The sequence below is a fragment of the Spirillospora sp. NPDC029432 genome, assembly GCF_040703975.1.
Taxonomy (GTDB): Bacteria; Actinomycetota; Actinomycetes; order Streptosporangiales; family Streptosporangiaceae; genus Spirillospora.
Genome location: NZ_JBEZWH010000001.1, coordinates 1 through 17,192, shown reverse-complemented (window position 1 = coordinate 17,192; position 17,192 = coordinate 1). Strand labels below are relative to the sequence as shown.

Genomic DNA, 17,192 nt, shown 5'->3' with positions numbered 1-17,192 from the left:
CGGTGGAAGTCAATTGTGAACGGCGACAGCCCATTCCGTGATCGATTCGATGGCGGGCTGACCTGGAAACGCGCCGCCGCCCGGCGCCGCGGCCACCCGGAGGACGGGCGATTGCGCCTATGGCGGCCGGACGCGACCCGTGTACATGGCGGAGCCGCTCGCCGGAGTGCCGCCGCGGGCGGCCCGGGACTCAGAAGACGCGGTACGGCTCGGCGTCGGCGCGCCTGAACGCGAGCCCGTGCCCGGGCGCCCCGCCGTCCGGGACGACCGCGCCGCCGTCCGGGTCGAGGACGCCGTCGAAGAACATCGACTCGATCCGCACGTGGTCGTGGAACCACTCCAGATGCCGGAGCCCCGGTGTCGCCGCGGCGGCGTGCGCGTGCAGGTGCGGGGCGCGGTGGCCGGAGATCTCCAGCCCGTGCGCGGCGGCGACCGCCGCCGCCCGGAACCATTCGGTGATGCCGCCGCAGCGCGAGACGTCGGCCTGGAGGCAGTCGACGGCGCCCGCCTGGCACATCCGCCGGAAGTAGGCGAGGTCGTGGCCGTGCCCGCCGGCCGCGACGTCCGGCAGGACCGCGTCGCGGACCTCGCGGAGCCCGGCGAGGTCGTCGGGCGGGACGGGCTCCTCCAGCCACCGCACGTCCAGGTCGGCGGCCGCGCGCATGACGCGGATCGCCTGCTTGCGGGAGTACGCCCCGCTCGCGTCCACGTACAACTCGACGGCCGGCCCGACGACCTCCCGGGCCAGCCGCATCCGCTCCAGGTCGCGGCCGGTCTCGGTGCCCCGCGACTCGCCGATCCTGATCTTCACCCGGGGGATCCGGAGCCGGCACGTCCACTCCCCCAGCCGGGTCGCCGTCCGCTCCTCGTCGTAGGTGGTGAAGCCGCCGCTGCCGTACACCGGCACCCGGTCGCGCACCGCGCCCAGCAGCCGGTGCAGCGGCAGCCCGAGCAGCCGCGCCTTCAGGTCCCACAGCGCCACGTCCACGGCGGAGATCGCGTACCCGACCGCGCCGGGGCGGCCGTCGTCACGGACCGCCCGGACCATCGCCTCCCACGCGCCGCCGACGTCCAGCACGGGCCGGCCCGAGACCACGCCGGCGAGCGTGTCGCGGACGACCGCGGCGCAGGCGGGCGGCCCGTACGTCCAGCCGAGCCCGGTGATCCCCGCCGCCCTCGCCTCCACCAGCACGAGCGTGGTGGAGTCCCAGGCGAGCGTCCCGTCCGCCTCCGGCACGTCGGCCGGGACCGTGTACGCCGCCGCCTCCACCGACTCGACGGCCGGATCCGCGGCCGGCCCGCGCCGGCCGCCGGCGGCACCGGTCACGACTGGTCGCGGTGCGGCAGGAACTCCTGCATCTTCGTCTTGACGCCCTTCTTGATCACGCCCCAGCGGTCCTCGTCGCCGCCGATGAGCGCCTCGGCGGTGGCCTTGGCCTGCTCGAACGTCGCGTGCGGCGGGATCGGCGGCATGTCCGGGTCGCAGCGCACGTCCAGCACCGTCGGCCGGTCCGCCGCGAACGCCCGGTCCCAGGCGGGCCCGATCTCCTCGGGCTTGTTCACCGAGATCGCCTGGAGGCCGAGGGACGCCGCGAACGCCGCGTAGTCCAGCTCCGGCAGCGTCTGCGACTGCGGGAACTTCGGCGACCCCGACATCGCGCGCATCTCCCAGGTCACCTGGTTGAGGTCGTTGTTGTGCAGGACGGCCACGACCAGCCGCGGATCGAGCCAGTCCTCCCAGTAGTGCTTGACCGTGAGCAACTCGGCCAGCCCGTTCATCTGCATCGCGCCGTCCCCGACCATCGCGACCACCGGCCGGTCCGGGTTGCCGATCTTGGCGCCGATCGCGTACGGGACGCCGCAGCCCATGGTGGCCAGCGTCCCCGACAGCGAGCCGCGCATGTCACCGCGGAACCGCAGGTTGCGGGCGTACCAGTTGGCCGCCGACCCCGAGTCCGCGGTGACGATCGCGTCGTCCGGCAGGCGCTCGGACAGCTCGTGGAACAGCAGCATCGGGTTGATCGGGTCGGCCTCGACCCGCGCCTCCATCCGGACGGTCTCCCACCACCGCTCGACCTTGGACTCCAGCGAGTCCCGCCAGCTCCGGTCGGTCTTGCGCTCCAGCAGCGGGATCAGCGCGCGCAGCGTCGCGGCCGCGTCGCCGACCAGGTTCACCTCGAACGGGTACCGCATCCCGATCTGCCGCGCGTTGTTGTCGATCTGCACGCCGCGCGCCTGGTCCAGCTCCGGCATGAACTGCGTGTACGGGAAGCTGGAGCCGACCATGAGGAGCGTGTCGCAGCCCATCATCATCTCGTAGCTCGGCCGCGTCCCCAGCAGGCCGATCGAGCCGGTCACGAACGGGAGCTCGTCCGACAGCACGTCCTTGCCCAGCAGCGCCTTGGCCACCCCCGCGCCCAGCAGGTCGGCGACCTCGGTCAGCTCGGCGCGCGCCCCGCGGGCGCCCTGCCCGGCCAGGATCGCGACCTTCTCGCCGGCGTTCAGCACGTCCGCCGCGCGGCGGATGGCCTGGTCGTCCGCTTTCACCTCGGGCCAGTCGATCCCCAGGCTCGACGGCACCATCTTGAACGCGTGCCGCGGCGGCGTGTAGTCCAGCTCCTGCACGTCCGCCGGGATGATCAGCGCGGTCGGGGCGCCCTCGGCGATCGCCACCCGGATCGCGCGGTCCAGCACGTTCGGCAGCTGCTCGGGGACGTTCACGACCTGGACGAAGTCGCCGGCCACGTCCTTGTACAGCGACAGCAGGTCCACCTCCTGCTGGTACGAGCCGCCCATCGCGGTGCGGTTGGTCTGGCCCACGATCGCCACCACCGGGACGTGGTCGAGCTTGGCGTCGTACAGGCCGTTCAGCAGGTGGATCGCGCCCGGCCCGGACGTCGCGGCGCAGACCCCCAGCCGGCCGGTGAACTTGGCGTACCCGACGGCCTCGAACGCCGCCATCTCCTCGTGCCGGGCCTGCACGAAGCGCGGGCGGTCGCCCGCCCGGCTCCAGGCCGCCAGGATCCCGTTGATCCCGTCGCCCGGGTAGCCGAAGACCTGCTCGACCCCCCACTCGCGCAGACGACCCAGCAGGTAGTCGGCGACGTTGGTCGCTGCCATCCCTCGTCTCCCTCCCACGTCGGGGCGGCCGTGTGACGCCGCGTGACCTCGCCTACCCGCCGTTTCGGGGACCTACCATCGGCGGCCCGGAAACCTGCCCGTCCCGGCCCCGCGCGGCGCGCGGCCGGCGCGCCGTCCGAGCAGCCAGCCCCCGGCGGCCGCCGCGGCGCCGCCCAGCACGGCCGCCGCGGCGCGATGGCGGGCCGCGTACATCTGGTGGCTCCTGGCGTGGGACCGCCCGTCGAAGTCGCCGTGCGCGCCGTAGTCGCGCCCGCCCTCGCCGTCGGCGGGCTCCCACAGGTTGGCGGGCTGGTCCGGGTCGATCGGGCGGCCCGTCTGCTGCGCCCTGAACCCGGTCCTGGCCAGGTAGCGGTCCAGCAGGCCCGGCGCGAGCCGGTTGGCCAGCAGCGTCCCGACCGTGCTGCCGCCGATCCAGTACTCCCGGCGCCCCGGATGGTCGGCCGCGTACACCAGCGCCTTCGCCGCCACCTCCGGCTGGTAGATGGGCGGCACCGGCTGCGCCTTCTTCGGCAGCCTCGACTCCACCCAGTCGAACTGCGGCGTGTTGACCGCGGGCATGTGCACGATCGTCGTCCTGATCCCGCTGCCGTCGTGCATCAGCTCCGTGCGCAGCGACTCGTGGAACCCCTGGATCGCGTGCTTGGCCCCGCAGTACGCCGACTGGAGCGGGATCCCCCGCTTGGCCAGCGCCGACCCCGTCTGGACGATCGTCCCCCGGTCCCGCGGCCGCATCAGGTCGAGCGCGACCTTCGTCCCGTACACGAAGCCCAGATAGGTGACCTCGGTGGCGCGCTTGAACTCCGCCGGCCTGATGTCGCCGAACTCGGCGAACAGCGCGCTGAACGCCACGTTCACCCAGACGTCGACCGGCCCGAGCTCCCGTTCCGCCCGGCGCCCGGCCGCCTCCAGCGCCTCGAAGTCGGCGACGTCCACGGGCAGCACCAGCGCCGTACCGCCCGCGGCGCGCACCTCCTCGGCCGCGGCCTTCAGCCCCACCTCGCCCCGGGCCAGCAGCGCGACGCGGTCGCCCCGCTCCCCGAAGGCCCGCGCCGCCGCGCGCCCGATCCCGCCGCTGGCCCCTGTGATCACGACCGTACGTGCAGACATGGTGGTGCGCTACCCGGCCGCGGCCCGCCGAACCGGTCGGTAGGCTGCCCCCATGGAGATCACCGGCCCGGCGGCCGTCCAGTGAGGCGCGTCGGCGGTACGGCCGCGTATCTGGCGCTCCTCCTGGCGACGCACGTCGCGGTCTTCCACGTCCTGTCCCCCGGGGCGAGGGAGGACGTCCTCCGCGCCATCAGCACCAACCTGGCGGACATGGGGTGGACGGCCCCGTTCCGCCTGGTCGGCAGCGCCCTGGTCGCCGACACCTCCGGCACCGTCCTCGACAACGTCCTCATCATCGGCCTCGGCGTCACCGTCTGCCTGGGCTACCTCGAATACCGGCTGGGCCTCCTCCGCGCCGCCTCGGTCTTCGCCATCACCCACGTCGCCGTGACCCTGATCGTCCTGGCGGTCGTCGCCGTGGCCGTCTCCACCGGCCGCTACCCCGGCGAGGTCGAGCACGACCTCGACTACGGCGTCAGCTTCGGCGCCCTGGGAGCCATCGGCGCGGTCACCACCTTCCTGCCGAAACCGCTCCGCGTCCCCTGGGCCCTCATCGCCGTCCTGTTCCCGCTGACGGCCGCCGACTGGTACGGCCTGCTCCCCGACTACTCCACCGTCGGCCACTGCCTCTCGGCCGCCATCGGCGTGGTCCTGTCCTTCACCCTCGTCCGGCGTCGAACCAGTCCCACTCCCACGGAGTGATGGAACGGAACTCGCTGGAGAGAAGGACCTCCCCGGGGCCGGTCTCCCGCTCCGTCTCCGCCAGCGGTTCGCCGTCCAGGAACGCGACCAGAACGCGCAACTCGCCGGGCCCGTAGCCGCCCGCCTGTTCGCTGGAGAACGTCCACACCCCGGCGACGCCGTCGGACGCCAGCAGTTCGGGGATGTGCACCTGGTCTTGCCACGCGTAGAACTCGTGGGCCTGCGCGCTCCGCGGCTCCGCCAGGTGCAGGACGCGCAGCCGGATCCCCCGGTTCGGCCGGAACGGGACGACGTCGGCCGACACCCGTACGCGCGGGTTCGCATACCCCTTGACCGGCGTGAACGTCCCCATGAGAGGCCGCCGCGTGTAGGGCAGCTCCTGCCGCCGACCGAGCTGGTACGTCCGCTCCCCCAGCGCCTTCCATTCCCGGAAGCTCTCCTCCACGGGATCGCGGAACCAGTACATGGTCGCGTAATGCACGCCGCCGAGGAACTCCGCCGGAGGCGGCCCCGCCTCGGCGCATTCGGGCGTACGCACCCACCGCTGCCCGTGGAGGACGCCGGGCAGCGCCAGGTTCTCCGGCATGTGGTCGAGCTGATGCCACGCGTTGTACTCCTGGTGCCGCACCGCATCGACCTCGGTAAACGAGAAGAACACCTTCTTCGCCAGCATGCCGCCGACGCTACGAACCCACCCCCGCCGCCCACCGCCCCACTCCCGATGACCGGAACGCCTTCCCGGCGCGGGTGCCCAGAACCCTGCCACTGAATGCTGGAAAGGTGTACCGTACCGGGCGTGATCCTGGACAGATTCGGACGAATGCCCTCCCTGGCGGGACGGCGGGTGCTGATCACCGGGGCGGCGCGCGGCATCGGCGCGGCGCTCGCGGAGCGGCTGCACGCCCGCGGCGCCCGGGTCGCGCTCACGGGCCTGGAAGCGGAACTGCTGGCGGACGCCGCCGCGCGCTGCGGGGACGCCCCGTGGTGGCCGTGCGACGTGACCGACCGGGACCGGGTCGAGGAGACCACCGCGCTCGCCGCGGCGGCCCTCGGCGGCCGCCTCGACGCCGTCGTCGCGAACGCCGGGGTGGCGGCGCAGATGCCCGTGGTCGGCGGCGACCCCGAGGTCATGGAACGCACGCTCGCGGTCAACGTGCTCGGCACGTACAACACCCTGCGCGCGGCCGGACCGTACATCAGCCATCCGCGCGGGTACGCGCTGGCCGTCGCGTCCGCCGCGGCGGCGGTCCACATCCCGCTGCTGGGCGCCTACAGCGCGTCCAAGGCGGCCGTCGAGGCGCTCGGCGACACCCTGCGCGCCGAACTGCGCCCCTACGGCGCCCGTGCCGGGGTGGCCTATTTCGCCGAACTCGACACCGACATGACGCACCGCGGCTTCGGCACGCGGGCCGCCACCGCCCTCACCGGCTCGCGTACGGCCATCTCCGGCGTCACCCCCCTGAAGGTCGGCATCGACGCCCTGGAAAGGGGCATCGCCTGGCGTTCCAGGCGGATCGTCGCCCCATGGTGGGTCGCGGGCGTCCTCCCCATACGGATGATCGCCCAGCCCTTCATGGACGTCGTCGTCCAGCGCAACCTCAAGGAGGCACTGGAAATAGCCCGGGACGAGAAGGCCCCCTTGACGACCGTCCAGCCGGAGCAACGGTGACCGCGCCGCGCGTACGCCCCGGCCGCCGGGCCGAGGTAGGGCTTTTCACCCATCTCTTCGCCAAGGGGGCGGGCCGTGTCGCGGGCACGGAACCGCTGAAGCTGTTCCTCACGCTGGGCCGGCGGCGCCGCATGTTCCACGCGTGGCTGCTCTTCGCCGGAACGCTCATGCCCGGCGGCAAACTCTCCCGCCGGGAGAGCGAGCTGGTGATCCTGCGCGTCGCGCACCTCCGCGACTGCCGGTACGAGCTGGAACACCACAGCCGCCTGGGCCGCCGCGCCGGCATCGGCACCAAGGAACTGGACCGTCTCGCGGCAGGTCCCGACGCCGAAGGCTGGACGCCTCGCGAACGCGCGCTGCTCGCGGCCGTGGACGTCCTCCACACGGACAAGGACCTCGACGACGCCACGTGGGCGAAACTGCGCGTCCACCTGACCGAACCCGAATGCGTCGAGCTGTGCATGCTCGCCGAGCACTACCAGATGCTCGCCACGGTCATCACCGCACTGCGAATCCAGCCCGACCGCCCGCGCCGCTGAACGGGCCTGTCACGGCTCACGCAGCGTCAGCGTCATCTCCTTGCGATCCGTCACGACCACCTGGACCTTGCTGCTCCACTCGCGGCCGCGCAGCCCCTTGCGGTCCTCACGCGGGAACAGCGAATAATCCATCTCGCCGATGCGGACGACGCGGTCCCGTTCCCGGAAGACCATGAAGGCGCTGTGGGGCGGCCAGTAGTCCATGGCCTTGTAGGAGAGTCCGGTCTCCTTCTTCAATTGCGCGGGTTCGACCACGCGCATCTCGTCCCACGTGAACCCGAGGTCGGCGAGGGGAACGGACGTCCTGTTCCCGTCACGGAGGGCGCGGTATCTCGCAGAGAGGTGCTCCGCGATCCCGCTGTCGAAGACACGCTGGAAGGCGTTCGGCTCCACCACGTCCAGCACCCGGCTGTCGCCCCTGAGCAATCGCGCTTCGGAGGAGTACTTCTTCCCGCTGGTGTAGGCGAGGGGATGCCGCAGCTCTTCTCTGAACAGCACGACCTTGGCCACTTTCGAGCCCTTGACGAAGACGAGGAGTTCATTGTCCTCCTCCACCGACTCCTCGTCCGGCATGAAAGTGAACCCGGTCTTGGCACGGACGTCCTTGCCCTGAAGCCCCTGCTCGAATAGGAAGAGCCCGTCCCATGCGAAATCCGTGAGCCGCCGCAGCGGGACGCCCGGAAATCCCGGCGACGAGCGCCCGAGCCGATCGAGCGACTTCCCCAGTGCACCGCTCGCGCGCGCGTCCACGATCCGGTCGTCCCAGTCCAGTTCACGCTGGCCGGGTCCGGCACAGCCCACCGCCGTGCCGCAGCACAGCAGCAGGACGGCTCCCAGACCGGCCAGGCGCCCACCGATCACCCGCACGCTCAGCGCCCCACGTTCGAAGGCTCCTGACCGGGCCCGTATTCGGGCAGCTGACGGTCGACCGTCCGCTGGTTCATGGTCTCTCCCTTCGGCGCGCGGTCGCTCCAGTTCAACTGGCCGTCCTGACCGATCACCACCATCTCGCCCCTGTTCACGGCCTGCTGAACGTAGCGCGCCATCTCCTCGTCGCTGGCGTCCGGGTGCTGCTGCGCTATCCGCCGCCCCACCTCGTTGTTGTAGAGGTCCATGGCCTCGCGCGCGCCGGCGTTGGGCCTGTCGATCCGTTCGTGGGCGATCCCGAACTTCTCCGTCCACGTCGGACCGAAGTCACGGGTCATCAGGGCGTTCCAATACGCGTGCCGCCAGGCGTCGCCGTGACCGTCGTACCGTCCCTCCGGCATCCACTTCGGCGGCCCGTCCGTCGCCAGCGTCTGGTTCTTCTCCATCCGGAGGAGCTGTTGGGGGTCCTGCGCGAAGAGGCCGTCCAGGAGCCGCTTCTCGCTCATGGTCACCTCCTTGGGGTCGACATCGCGCCCCAGCCGCTCGGCGAGCCACTTCACGAAGCCGTCCGGGTACTTCGTCATCCCCTCGGGGTCCGGGGTGACCTGGTATTTCTTGATGATGTCGGAGAGCGGGGTACGGCCGTCGACATCGTTCGGATTCGCCAGCCAGGTCGCCCGCCACGCGATCTGCTTGGGATCGTCATCGGCGTGCGAGACGTCGAGCACTTCCGGCTTCAGCATGCCCAGTGCTTCGGCGACCTTCTTGTCGGCGTCGTTCGCCGTTCGCAGGGCGGCCGCCATCCTGTCCTGGAACTGCTTGGCGGCCTGCTGGAGCTTCACCTGCTCGGGAACGGTCGTGGGGCCGTGACTCGGCGGCCATCGGAGCGAACCGTCGTCGCCGACCTGGAACCGGGCGGAGCGCGCCTGCTCAATGGCGTCCAGCAGGCCGGCCTGCGCCGCCTTGAAACGCTGATGGGCGGCGGCCACGACACGTCCGATTCCCGCCACGGTCTGCTGCGCGGCGTAACTCTTCTCACGCAACATCTGCATCTGAGCGTGCGCGGCCTCCGCGTCCGTCCCCTTCCAATTGCGCCGCACCTTCGCCTGCTGATCGATGACATGCCGGTGCGCTCGGTCCAGCTGAACGGAGAGCCGCTTCCAGGACTCGGCCGCTTCGGCCAGATCCCCGAGCCGGGCGTCCCGCAGCCCCGCGAAGCTCACCATGCTCAGTCCCCCAGCATGGAGTCGATGGCCTGGACGGTCCGCCTGGTGACGGCCTCGGCCAGCATGTGATTCCCCGCCGTCTTCGCCAGTTTGGGTCCCACCTCGCCGATCTGGCCGGCGAGCCCGTTCAGCGCGGTTTCCCAGCCCCCCGTCAATTCGGTGAGCCGCGCCGATGTCGCCCACTCCCGTCCCAGCGCGGTCGCGGCCTGCTCGCATTCGGGCATCGCCTTGTGAACGGCGGAACGCATGTCGCCTTCCGCCTCTTCAGCGGGTCCTACCAGGTCTTTCAGCTTCGCCGGATCGACCTGGAGTTCGGTGCCCGGCGCGCCAGGTGCGGGGTCGGCGGCGGGGCGGGCGGGAACGCTGGTGTTCAGGAGCTTTCCGATGTCGTTCGTCACGCGCGGCCTCCCGGGACGTGGGCATCGGAACGCCATCGTAGAGGCACATCCGCCGGCTGGTCGCCCCCTATTCGACAGGCACGGCAATTCCCCGTCAGAAGGGGTGTCGTCCATTACCGCATTGAGCAGCGTGAACTCCGGAAACGGCCGCAGCCGGTCAGATCCGGCCGCGCTGGAGGCGGCGTGGCGGAGGGAGGGGCTCAGTGCGTGGAATAGGCTGCCCGGCATTCACGATCAACGATCCGGACGACGTGAGAGCCGAGAAACGCCGATCCGGTCAGGGCCGGTACGCGCGCCATCGGGCGTAGCGGGACCGGCCGGCCCGGCAGGCGGCGGCCGGCCCGCCCGGCACAGGCCCGGCCAGGCCCGGCCGAGGGCAGCATCGACCGGCGGGACGCCACGGACGCCCCGAACGCCTCGACGGCCAGGCGCGCGGCCGGAACGGCGAGCCACCCGGCGAAGCCCGGTAGCTCCCCGTGGCGCGCGTCACCCGATGGCAGGGGTCGAGCGGGTCAGGGTTCGGAGTGGATCAGAGTTTGGTGAGCTTGGCGTAGGGGGCCGGGATGCGGACCTGGCGCTCGCCGAAGTCGATGAGGACGGCGGTGCCCTCCTCGACGGTGACGACGCGGCCGAGGCCGTACTTGTCGTGGGTCACGAGGTCCTGGACGGCGAAGGACTCGACCGGCGGGGCGGGCGGCGGGGGCGCGAAGGGGCTGGTGGGCAGGTGGCGCCTGCCGGCGGAGGGAAGAGATCGCATGATGTGTCCAGTATGCGATGGTTCTCGAAGATCTGGGCACGGATCCGGATTTCTTGACCGAGGCGACGCCTGCTGGCGAGCACCCGTCACCGTGTGCTAACGTAGGTCCCAGTTGCGGTTCCCATAGACTCTTGTGTGCGCCTGCAGGTCCTCCTTCAGGCGCATTTTTGTTTTCTGGATCCTCCGGATGGGGCAGATCGCGGCACCCCCGGTCCCACAAGGTGTGGGACGGGACCGACCCATAAGGAGACGCACATGGCCACTGGCACTGTGAAGTGGTTCAACGCCGAAAAGGGCTTCGGCTTCATCGAGCAGGACGGCGGCGGCGCCGACGTCTTCGCTCACTTCTCGGCGATCGTCGGCAACGGCTTCCGTGAGCTGCAGGAAGGCCAGAAGGTGTCGTTCGACATCACGCAGGGCCAGAAGGGCCTGCAGGCCGAGAACATCGTAGCCGCCTGAGCGGCTCAGGGCGGCGGCGCCGCGGCCTGAACGGCCGCGGCGCCGCCGCTTTTCCCTTTCCAATTTTCCCCTGTCCTGGACGACGCGACCGGCTGAGCACTCGCCGTCCGTCCTCCCCCTGGTTCGTTCTTGAAGCTTCTTCGCATGCCGCGGAGCACTCCTCGAAACGTGCCGTTCCGAGGAAGGTCCTCACGCATGCCCCGTAATTCCCGCCGCCGTCCCGCGGCCGCCCAGCGGCCGTCGAACGGCGACACCGCCGTCATGTCCGTCGAGTCCGCGCCGGCGCTGCCGCCGGCCGCCACCTTCGACGAGCTGGACATGCCCGCCGAGCTGCTGGCCACGCTCGGCCGGGAGGGCGTGACCGCGCCGTTCCCGATCCAGGGCGCGACGCTGCCGGACGCGCTGACCGGCCGGGACGTCCTCGGCCGCGGCCGTACCGGTTCCGGCAAGACGCTCGCGTTCGGGCTGGCCCTGCTCGCCCGTACGGCGGGTCGGCGCGCCCAGTCCAAGCGCCCGCTGGCCATGGTGCTGGTGCCGACGCGCGAGCTGGCGCAGCAGGTGACCGCCGCGCTGGAGCCGTACGCCGGGTCCGTGCGGCTGCGCGTCGCGACCGTCGTCGGCGGCATGTCGCTGAACCGGCAGGCGAACGACCTCGCCAGGGGCGCCGAGGTCCTGGTGGCCACGCCGGGACGGCTGACCGACCTGATCGAGCGCGGCGACTGCCGGCTCGACGATGTGGCGATCACCGTGCTGGACGAGGCGGACCAGATGGCCGACATGGGCTTCCTGCCGCAGGTCACCCGGCTGCTCGACCTCGTCCGGCCGGGCGGCCAGACGATGCTGTTCTCGGCGACGCTGGACAACAACGTGGACCGGCTCGTCCGGCGCTACCTGGACGGCCCGGTCGTCCACTCGGTGGACCCGCCGGCCGGGGCCGTCACGACGATGGAGCACCATCTGCTGCACGTCGCCGAGGCCGACAAGTTCGACACGACCGTGCGGATCGCGGCGCGCGACGGCCAGGTCATCATGTTCGTCGCGAAGAAGTACGGCGCCGACCGGCTCGCGCGCAAGCTGATGGCGAGGGGCGTGTCCGCGGCGGCGCTGCACGGCGGCAAGACGCAGTCGCAGCGCAACCGCACGCTGGACGGCTTCCGCACCGGGTCCGTGAACGTGCTGATCGCGACGAACGTCGCGGCCCGCGGCATCCATGTGGACGACCTGGACCTGGTCGTCAACGTGGACCCGCCCGCCGACCACAAGGACTACCTGCACCGCGGCGGCCGGACGGCGCGGGCGGGCCGGTCCGGCACGGTGGTGACGCTGGTCCTGCCCGAGCAGCGCCGCGAGATGGACCGGCTGATGTCCGCGGCCGGGATCCGGCCGCAGATCGTGCGGGTGGACGCCGGCGACCCGGAACTCGCCCGGATCACCGGCGCCCGCGCCCCGTCGGGCGAGCCGGTGGCGGCGGAGCCCCGCCGCGCCGCCGCCCCGCACGGCGGAGGCTCCCGTCCTCAGTCGCGCGCCTCCAGGGGGCGCGGTTCGCGGCGGAGGGCCTCGGCCGCCAATTCCTGACGCGTCCACGGGCCCTTGAAGAAGAACACCAGCGGGATGAACAGGGCCAGGCAGAACAGCGCGACCAGCAGCCAGACGTGCCAGTCGGCGGCCTCGACCACCCGCGGGATGACGATCAGGGCGACGACGGCCATGCCCTTGGTGAGGAAGCCGAAGATGCCCCAGGCGGTGCCCTGCAGCCTGGGGTCGATGTCCTCGGTGTCCTCGGAGTAGCTCGCCATCCAGGGGCAGTACGCGAAGCCCATCGAGGCGCCGATCAGCGCGCCCGTGATCATGAGTTCGGGGACGGCGGCGGACTCTCGCCCCATCAGGAAGGCCAGGTATCCGGCCGACGCGATGGTGGCAAGGGTGCCGCCGACCACGAACGGCTTGCGCAGCTGGAGCCGGTCGGAGAGGCGGCCGACGACGATCAGCGACACCAGGTTGAGGATCCAGAACGCCGACATGATCGAGGACGCCTTGGCCGCGCTGATCTCGAAGGTGTGCGCGAGCATCGTCTGGCCGTACAGGACGAGCGTGATGTAGAGGACGAGCCAGAACGAGATCCCGACGACGTGCGCCCAGACGTGCCGGTGGGCGAACAGGTCCCGGGTGCGGGGCGGGCGGGCGGTCGCGACGACCTGCTTGGAACGTTCCTCGGTCTGCTGGATCTGGGCGCGCAGCTCGGGTGACAGGTCGGCGATGTTGGCCGCGATGACCACCGAGACGACCAGCGAGACGACGCCCATGATGATGAACTGGGAGCGCCACGCGTCGTTGAAGATCGGCAGCGTCCAGGCGGCGACGCCGGAGGCCAGGAAGCTGGCCCCGACCGGCCCCCAGGTCCAGAACCCGAACGCCTGGGCGCGGCCCATCCGCGGCGAGAAGTCGCGGACGAGCGGGGCGGTGCCGGCGATGGCCATGCCGTCCACGAACGCGAGCGCGACGCGGGCGGCGAGGAGTTCCCCGACGGAGTCGGCGAGCGTCATGCCGAAGCAGCAGAGCGCGGTGACCATCATCAGCGGGACGAGCAGCTTGACCCGGCCGACGACGTCGACGAGCCGGCCGCCGATGATCGAGGCGATCGCGCCGGACAGGGCGCCGGCGCCGGAGACGGCCCCGTAGGTGGAGAGGCTCATGTCGAAGTCGTCCAGGAGGAGCGGGACGACGGGAGCGATCTGCGCCTCGTACGAGCCGATCAGGATGGCCAGCACGGCCATCGAGAGGATCTTGATACGCCGGGATCCGGTGGGGTATTCGTCGAGTTCGCGCGCGTAGGGAAGCCTCATGGGCGCGGCCTTTCTCCGGGAGCTGCGGGAGAGTTAGAGGCGGCTTCTAGAATTCGCTTCGGAGCCAATGTGCGCCACGTCACTCCGGATTGTCAACAGCCCCGACCAGAACGTCGCCGGCGGCCGTCCGGGAGTAGAGGACCGAACGGCCCGCGCGGCGGCGCCGTACCAGGCCGGCGTCGTGCAGCACCCGCAGATGCCGGCCGACCGAGCCCAGCCCCTGCCCGGTCAGCGCCACGAGCTGCGTCGTGCTCAGCGGCGTGGCCAGCAGCACCAGCACGCCCGCGCGGGCCGGGCCGACCAGCCGGGCGAGGGCCCGCGGGGGCGGGGCCCAGGGCTCGGCGAGGACGCCGGAGCACGGGTACACGACGGCGTAGCGGTCCGGCTCCTCCCACGACACCCAGCCGCGGCGGCGGGTGACCGGGACGAACATCAGCCGCACCCCGCGCAGATCGCGCGGCGGGTAGTCGCGCAGGCTCACCTGGAGCCGGCCGGAGCCGAGCCAGCGCATCTCCGGCAGGATGTCGTCCACCGCCTCGGCCCAGCCGCTGCGCGCCAGCCGGGCGGTCCGCGCGACCGTGTCGGCCTCGAGGATCCGCCGGCGCCGCTCCCAGTACGGGAGCACGGCCCGTTCCCACACCCATTCCAGCAGCCCGGCGGCCGCGCCCGCCGGGTCCTCGCCGCGCAGCCGGTCCGGGACCGGGCCGTCCAGGGCCGTCGCCAGGTGCCCGCGGGCCTCGTCCGGCGGGTACGCCCGGACCCGCGCCACCTCCTCCTCGAACGGCGGGTCCCCCTCGCCCAGCGGGGTCGGCGTGAAGAAGTCGGCGAGGTAGCGCGGCCGTACCGCGCACTCGATGACCAGCGCGGCGACAGGGTCGGCGGCGAGCCGTGCCCGGTACGCGGGCAGGTGCGCGTCCAGCCAGGCACGCTCGCCGGGGTGGGCGGCGGTGCCCCGCCGCAGCGCCATCAGGCAGGCGGTGGCCTCGGCCAGCGGCGAGATCACGAACCTGGCCTGCGCGAGCGTGTCCGCGTCGACCCGCCAGAGCCCCATCGTTTCGCCTCCCCGCGAAAGATTAACCGGCCGCCGGGACCGGCAGCAGACTCCCGGGCATGCGTCCCTCCCCGAGCCCGTCCCGCCGGACGGCCGATCCCGATCCCGAGCCGCCGTCCGGCTACCGGGAGCTGTTCCGTACGCCCGAGTTCACTCCGCTGTTCGCCGCGGCGTCCCTCCAGGGGGCCGCGGTCACGGTCGGCGGCCTCGCGCTGAGCACGCTCGTCTTCGCCGCCACCGGCTCGCCGCTGCTGTCGGCGCTCAGCATGTTCGGGCCCTCGCTCGTCCAGCTCCTCGGGGCGGCGACGCTGCTGTCGGCGGCCGACCGGCTGCCGCCGCGCGCGGCGACGGCGGGGCTGGCGCTGGCCGCGGCCGCGGGCACCGCCGTCCTGGCCGTCCCCGGACTGCCGGGCTGGGCCGGGCTCGCGGCCGTCCTGCTCCTCGGCCTGGTCGCGTCGGTCGCCGGCGCGGTCCGGTACGGGCTGCTCAGCGAGATCCTGCCGCCCGGCGGCTACCTGCTCGGCCGGTCCGTGTTCAACATGTCGGCCGGAACGGTGCAGATCGGCGGGTTCGCCGCCGGGGCCGCCATGGTCGCGCTCCTCTCCCCGCGCGGGACGCTCCTCGCCGCCGCCGCGCTGCACCTGGCCGGGGCGTGCGCCGCCCGCTTCGGCCTCACCCGGCGGGCGCCCCGCGCCGCCGGACGCCCGTCGGTCGCCGAGACGTGGCGGGTCAACCGGACGCTGTGGTCATCGCCGCCACGCCGGTACGTCTACCTCGCCCTCTGGCTCCCGAACGGCCTGGTCGTCGGATGCGAGGCGCTGTTCGTCCCGTACGAGCCGGAACGGGCGGGCGTCCTGCTGGCGCTGGCCGCCGCCGGGATGCTCGCCGGGGACGCGCTGGCCGGCCGGTTCCTCCCGCCCCGGTGGCGCGGCCGCCTCTCCCGCTACCTCTACCTGCTGCTCGCCGCCCCGTACCTCGCCTTCGCCCTGCACCCGCCGCTCCCGCTGGCCGGCGCGGCCGTCGCCGTGGCGTCCATCGGCTTCGGCACGACCCTTCTCCTCCAGGAACGGCTGGTCGCGCTGACACCGGCCGCCATGCAGGGGCAGGCGCTCGGGCTGCACGCGTCCGGGATGATCGCCATGCAGGGCGTCGCCGCCGCCGTCGCCGGGACGATCGCGCAGCACACGTCCCCCGCCACGGCCATCACCGCGATGGCGGCCCTGTCCCTCGCGGCGACGCTCGCGCTCGTCCCCGGCCTGCGCGGCGGCCCGGACGGCGGCCGCGGCCCGATGTGAACGATCACCGCCCGGCGGCGCCCCGCCCCGAGCCCGTCACACCCGCGCCCCGCGCGGCGCGGAGGACCGGCGGTTTCACCGATGCCCGCAAGGCGCTCCCGCAACACACTGACGGCCATCCCGCCCCTCAGTGGAAGGAGCATCATGCTCAGCAGGACGTCACCCGGACGCCGACGGACGTACCTCGGGCTCCTGGGCACGGGCGCGGCCCTGGTCGCCGGGCTGCTCACCGCGCCGCCGGCGAACGCGGAGAACCCGTACGAGCGCGGACCGGAACCGACCGAGTCCAGCGTCACCGCCGCCCGCGGCCCGTTCGCCACCTCGCAGACCAACGTGTCCGGCCTCGGCGTCAGCGGCTTCGGCGGCGGCGTCATCTACTACCCGACCTCCACCAGCCAGGGGACGTTCGGCGCGATCGCGATCGTGCCCGGCTTCACCGCGTCCTGGTCCACGCTGGACTGGCTCGGCCCGCGCCTGGCCTCGCAGGGCTTCGTGGTGTTCGGGATCGAGACCAACACCCGGCTCGACCAGCCGGCCCAGCGCGGCCAGCAGCTCCTCGCGGCGCTGGACTACCTGACCCGCAGCAGCACGGTCCGCAGCCGGATCGACACCTCCCGGCTGGCCGTCGCCGGGCACTCGATGGGCGGCGGCGGCTCGCTGGAGGCCGCCAAGTCCCGCACGTCGCTGAAGGCGGCCATCCCGATCGCCGCGTGGAACCTCGACAAGAGCTGGCCCGAGGTCCGCACCCCCACCATGGTGATCGCCGGCGAGTCCGACACGATCGCCTCGCCCGGGTCGCACTCCTCGCCGTTCTACAACAGCCTGAGCAACGCCCGCGAGAAGGCGTACCTGGAGCTGAACAACGCCAGCCACTTCTTCCCGCAGACCTCCAACACGACCATGGCCAAGTACATGATCAGCTGGATGAAGCGCTACATCGACGACGACACCCGCTACGACCGCTTCCTGTGCCCGCCGCCGCGCGCGACCGGCGACATCTCCGAGTACCGGAACACCTGCCCCAACAGCTGATCCCCAGCACTCCGGTGGCGGGCCGCGGCATGGGCGCGGCCCCCCCCCCGCCTGCCGCGGCGCGGTCCGCCCACCCGTACGCCCCCCCCCCACCCCCAGTGGTGCG

Annotated in this window: 17 protein-coding genes; 7 read left to right on the top strand and 10 right to left on the bottom strand. The window is 72.4% G+C overall.

The features are described 5' to 3' along the window. Positions 1–190 precede the first annotated feature (190 nt). From AB0881_RS00085 to AB0881_RS00075, 3 genes are all read right to left on the bottom strand, one after another. On the bottom strand, positions 191–1,327 hold the full coding sequence (locus AB0881_RS00085; RefSeq protein WP_366612879.1) for an enolase C-terminal domain-like protein: 1,137 nt from the start codon (positions 1,325–1,327) through the stop codon (positions 191–193). Beyond that, on the bottom strand, positions 1,324–3,120 hold the full coding sequence (locus tag AB0881_RS00080) for a thiamine pyrophosphate-requiring protein (protein WP_366612877.1): 1,797 nt from the start codon (positions 3,118–3,120) through the stop codon (positions 1,324–1,326). The genes AB0881_RS00085 and AB0881_RS00080 overlap by 4 nt, the downstream gene beginning before the upstream one ends. A gap of 72 nt (positions 3,121–3,192) precedes the next feature. After that, positions 3,193–4,248: an SDR family oxidoreductase gene (locus AB0881_RS00075; protein ID WP_366612875.1), complete on the bottom strand. Its 1,056-nt coding sequence runs from the start codon at positions 4,246–4,248 to the stop codon at positions 3,193–3,195. 81 nt (positions 4,249–4,329) lie between these two features. Here AB0881_RS00075 and AB0881_RS00070 point away from each other — a divergent pair, with 81 nt between their 5' ends. Then, positions 4,330–4,950, top strand: coding sequence for a rhomboid-like protein (locus tag AB0881_RS00070; protein WP_366612873.1), 621 nt, complete (start codon positions 4,330–4,332; stop codon positions 4,948–4,950). Here the strand turns inward: AB0881_RS00070 and AB0881_RS00065 are convergent. Then, the gene (locus AB0881_RS00065; RefSeq protein WP_366612871.1) at positions 4,907–5,623 is read right to left on the bottom strand and encodes a hypothetical protein; all 717 of its coding nucleotides are present in this window, start codon (positions 5,621–5,623) and stop codon (positions 4,907–4,909) included. The genes AB0881_RS00070 and AB0881_RS00065 overlap by 44 nt on opposite strands. A gap of 123 nt (positions 5,624–5,746) precedes the next feature. Here AB0881_RS00065 and AB0881_RS00060 point away from each other — a divergent pair, with 123 nt between their 5' ends. Continuing rightward, the gene (locus AB0881_RS00060) at positions 5,747–6,619 is read left to right on the top strand and encodes an SDR family NAD(P)-dependent oxidoreductase (RefSeq protein WP_366612869.1); all 873 of its coding nucleotides are present in this window, start codon (positions 5,747–5,749) and stop codon (positions 6,617–6,619) included. Continuing rightward, positions 6,616–7,158, top strand: coding sequence for a carboxymuconolactone decarboxylase family protein (locus AB0881_RS00055; protein WP_366612867.1), 543 nt, complete (start codon positions 6,616–6,618; stop codon positions 7,156–7,158). The genes AB0881_RS00060 and AB0881_RS00055 overlap by 4 nt, the downstream gene beginning before the upstream one ends. Before the next feature lie 9 nt (positions 7,159–7,167). Here the strand turns inward: AB0881_RS00055 and AB0881_RS00050 are convergent, their stop codons facing one another. The 4 genes from AB0881_RS00050 to AB0881_RS00035 all read right to left on the bottom strand — a co-directional run bounded on the left by AB0881_RS00050 (position 7,168) and on the right by AB0881_RS00035 (position 10,406). Beyond that, positions 7,168–8,025: a hypothetical protein gene (locus AB0881_RS00050; protein ID WP_366612865.1), complete on the bottom strand. Its 858-nt coding sequence runs from the start codon at positions 8,023–8,025 to the stop codon at positions 7,168–7,170. Between the two features lie 2 nt (positions 8,026–8,027). Continuing rightward, entirely contained in the window at positions 8,028–9,251 is a 1,224-nt protein-coding gene (locus AB0881_RS00045) for a hypothetical protein (RefSeq protein WP_366612863.1), read from the bottom strand. Positions 9,252–9,253: 2 nt separating this feature from the next. Continuing rightward, positions 9,254–9,649 (bottom strand): hypothetical protein, encoded by a 396-nt coding sequence (locus AB0881_RS00040; protein WP_366612861.1) that lies wholly within the window; start codon positions 9,647–9,649, stop codon positions 9,254–9,256. A 529-nt stretch (positions 9,650–10,178) separates the two neighbouring features. After that, positions 10,179–10,406 (bottom strand): hypothetical protein, encoded by a 228-nt coding sequence (locus AB0881_RS00035; protein WP_366612859.1) that lies wholly within the window; start codon positions 10,404–10,406, stop codon positions 10,179–10,181. 255 nt (positions 10,407–10,661) lie between these two features. On the opposite strand from AB0881_RS00035, the gene AB0881_RS00030 reads away from it, so the two are divergent. Together AB0881_RS00030 and AB0881_RS00025 are read left to right on the top strand one after the other, a co-directional pair. Next, positions 10,662–10,865, top strand: coding sequence for a cold-shock protein (locus tag AB0881_RS00030; RefSeq protein ID WP_366612857.1), 204 nt, complete (start codon positions 10,662–10,664; stop codon positions 10,863–10,865). A 195-nt stretch (positions 10,866–11,060) separates the two neighbouring features. Beyond that, entirely contained in the window at positions 11,061–12,440 is a 1,380-nt protein-coding gene (locus AB0881_RS00025) for a DEAD/DEAH box helicase (RefSeq protein ID WP_366612855.1), read from the top strand. On the opposite strand, the gene AB0881_RS00020 is transcribed toward AB0881_RS00025, so the two are convergent. Both AB0881_RS00020 and AB0881_RS00015 read right to left on the bottom strand, forming a co-directional pair. Further along, positions 12,380–13,708 carry an MFS transporter gene (locus tag AB0881_RS00020; protein WP_366612853.1) on the bottom strand — a complete coding sequence of 443 codons (1,329 nt, stop codon included), beginning with the start codon at positions 13,706–13,708 and terminating at the stop codon, positions 12,380–12,382. The two genes, AB0881_RS00025 and AB0881_RS00020, sit on opposite strands and share 61 nt — an antisense overlap. A 79-nt stretch (positions 13,709–13,787) precedes the next feature. Then, positions 13,788–14,759 carry an ArsR family transcriptional regulator gene (locus tag AB0881_RS00015; protein WP_366612851.1) on the bottom strand — a complete coding sequence of 324 codons (972 nt, stop codon included), beginning with the start codon at positions 14,757–14,759 and terminating at the stop codon, positions 13,788–13,790. Between the two features lie 59 nt (positions 14,760–14,818). Between AB0881_RS00015 and AB0881_RS00010 the strand changes: the two genes are divergently transcribed. Both AB0881_RS00010 and AB0881_RS00005 read left to right on the top strand, forming a co-directional pair. Next, positions 14,819–16,054 carry an MFS transporter gene (locus AB0881_RS00010; RefSeq protein ID WP_366612849.1) on the top strand — a complete coding sequence of 412 codons (1,236 nt, stop codon included), beginning with the start codon at positions 14,819–14,821 and terminating at the stop codon, positions 16,052–16,054. Between the two features lie 144 nt (positions 16,055–16,198). Next, positions 16,199–17,086 (top strand): alpha/beta hydrolase, encoded by an 888-nt coding sequence (locus tag AB0881_RS00005; protein WP_366612847.1) that lies wholly within the window; start codon positions 16,199–16,201, stop codon positions 17,084–17,086. Positions 17,087–17,192: the final 106 nt, after the last annotated feature.

What these genes read in the sequence shown, in the direction of transcription:
- AB0881_RS00080 (WP_366612877.1), bottom strand. Translation starts at nt 3,120, where the DNA reads ATGGCAGCGACCAACGTCGCCGACTACCTGCTGGGTCGTCTGCGCGAG.
- AB0881_RS00075 (WP_366612875.1), bottom strand. Translation starts at nt 4,248, where the DNA reads ATGTCTGCACGTACGGTCGTGATCACAGGGGCCAGCGGCGGGATCGGG.
- AB0881_RS00065 (WP_366612871.1), bottom strand. Translation starts at nt 5,623, where the DNA reads ATGCTGGCGAAGAAGGTGTTCTTCTCGTTTACCGAGGTCGATGCGGTG.
- AB0881_RS00045 (WP_366612863.1), bottom strand. Translation starts at nt 9,251, where the DNA reads ATGGTGAGCTTCGCGGGGCTGCGGGACGCCCGGCTCGGGGATCTGGCC.
- AB0881_RS00035 (WP_366612859.1), bottom strand. Translation starts at nt 10,406, where the DNA reads ATGCGATCTCTTCCCTCCGCCGGCAGGCGCCACCTGCCCACCAGCCCC.
- AB0881_RS00030 (WP_366612857.1), top strand. Translation starts at nt 10,662, where the DNA reads ATGGCCACTGGCACTGTGAAGTGGTTCAACGCCGAAAAGGGCTTCGGC.
- AB0881_RS00025 (WP_366612855.1), top strand. Translation starts at nt 11,061, where the DNA reads ATGCCCCGTAATTCCCGCCGCCGTCCCGCGGCCGCCCAGCGGCCGTCG.
- AB0881_RS00020 (WP_366612853.1), bottom strand. Translation starts at nt 13,708, where the DNA reads ATGAGGCTTCCCTACGCGCGCGAACTCGACGAATACCCCACCGGATCC.
- AB0881_RS00015 (WP_366612851.1), bottom strand. Translation starts at nt 14,759, where the DNA reads ATGGGGCTCTGGCGGGTCGACGCGGACACGCTCGCGCAGGCCAGGTTC.
- AB0881_RS00010 (WP_366612849.1), top strand. Translation starts at nt 14,819, where the DNA reads ATGCGTCCCTCCCCGAGCCCGTCCCGCCGGACGGCCGATCCCGATCCC.
- AB0881_RS00005 (WP_366612847.1), top strand. Translation starts at nt 16,199, where the DNA reads ATGCTCAGCAGGACGTCACCCGGACGCCGACGGACGTACCTCGGGCTC.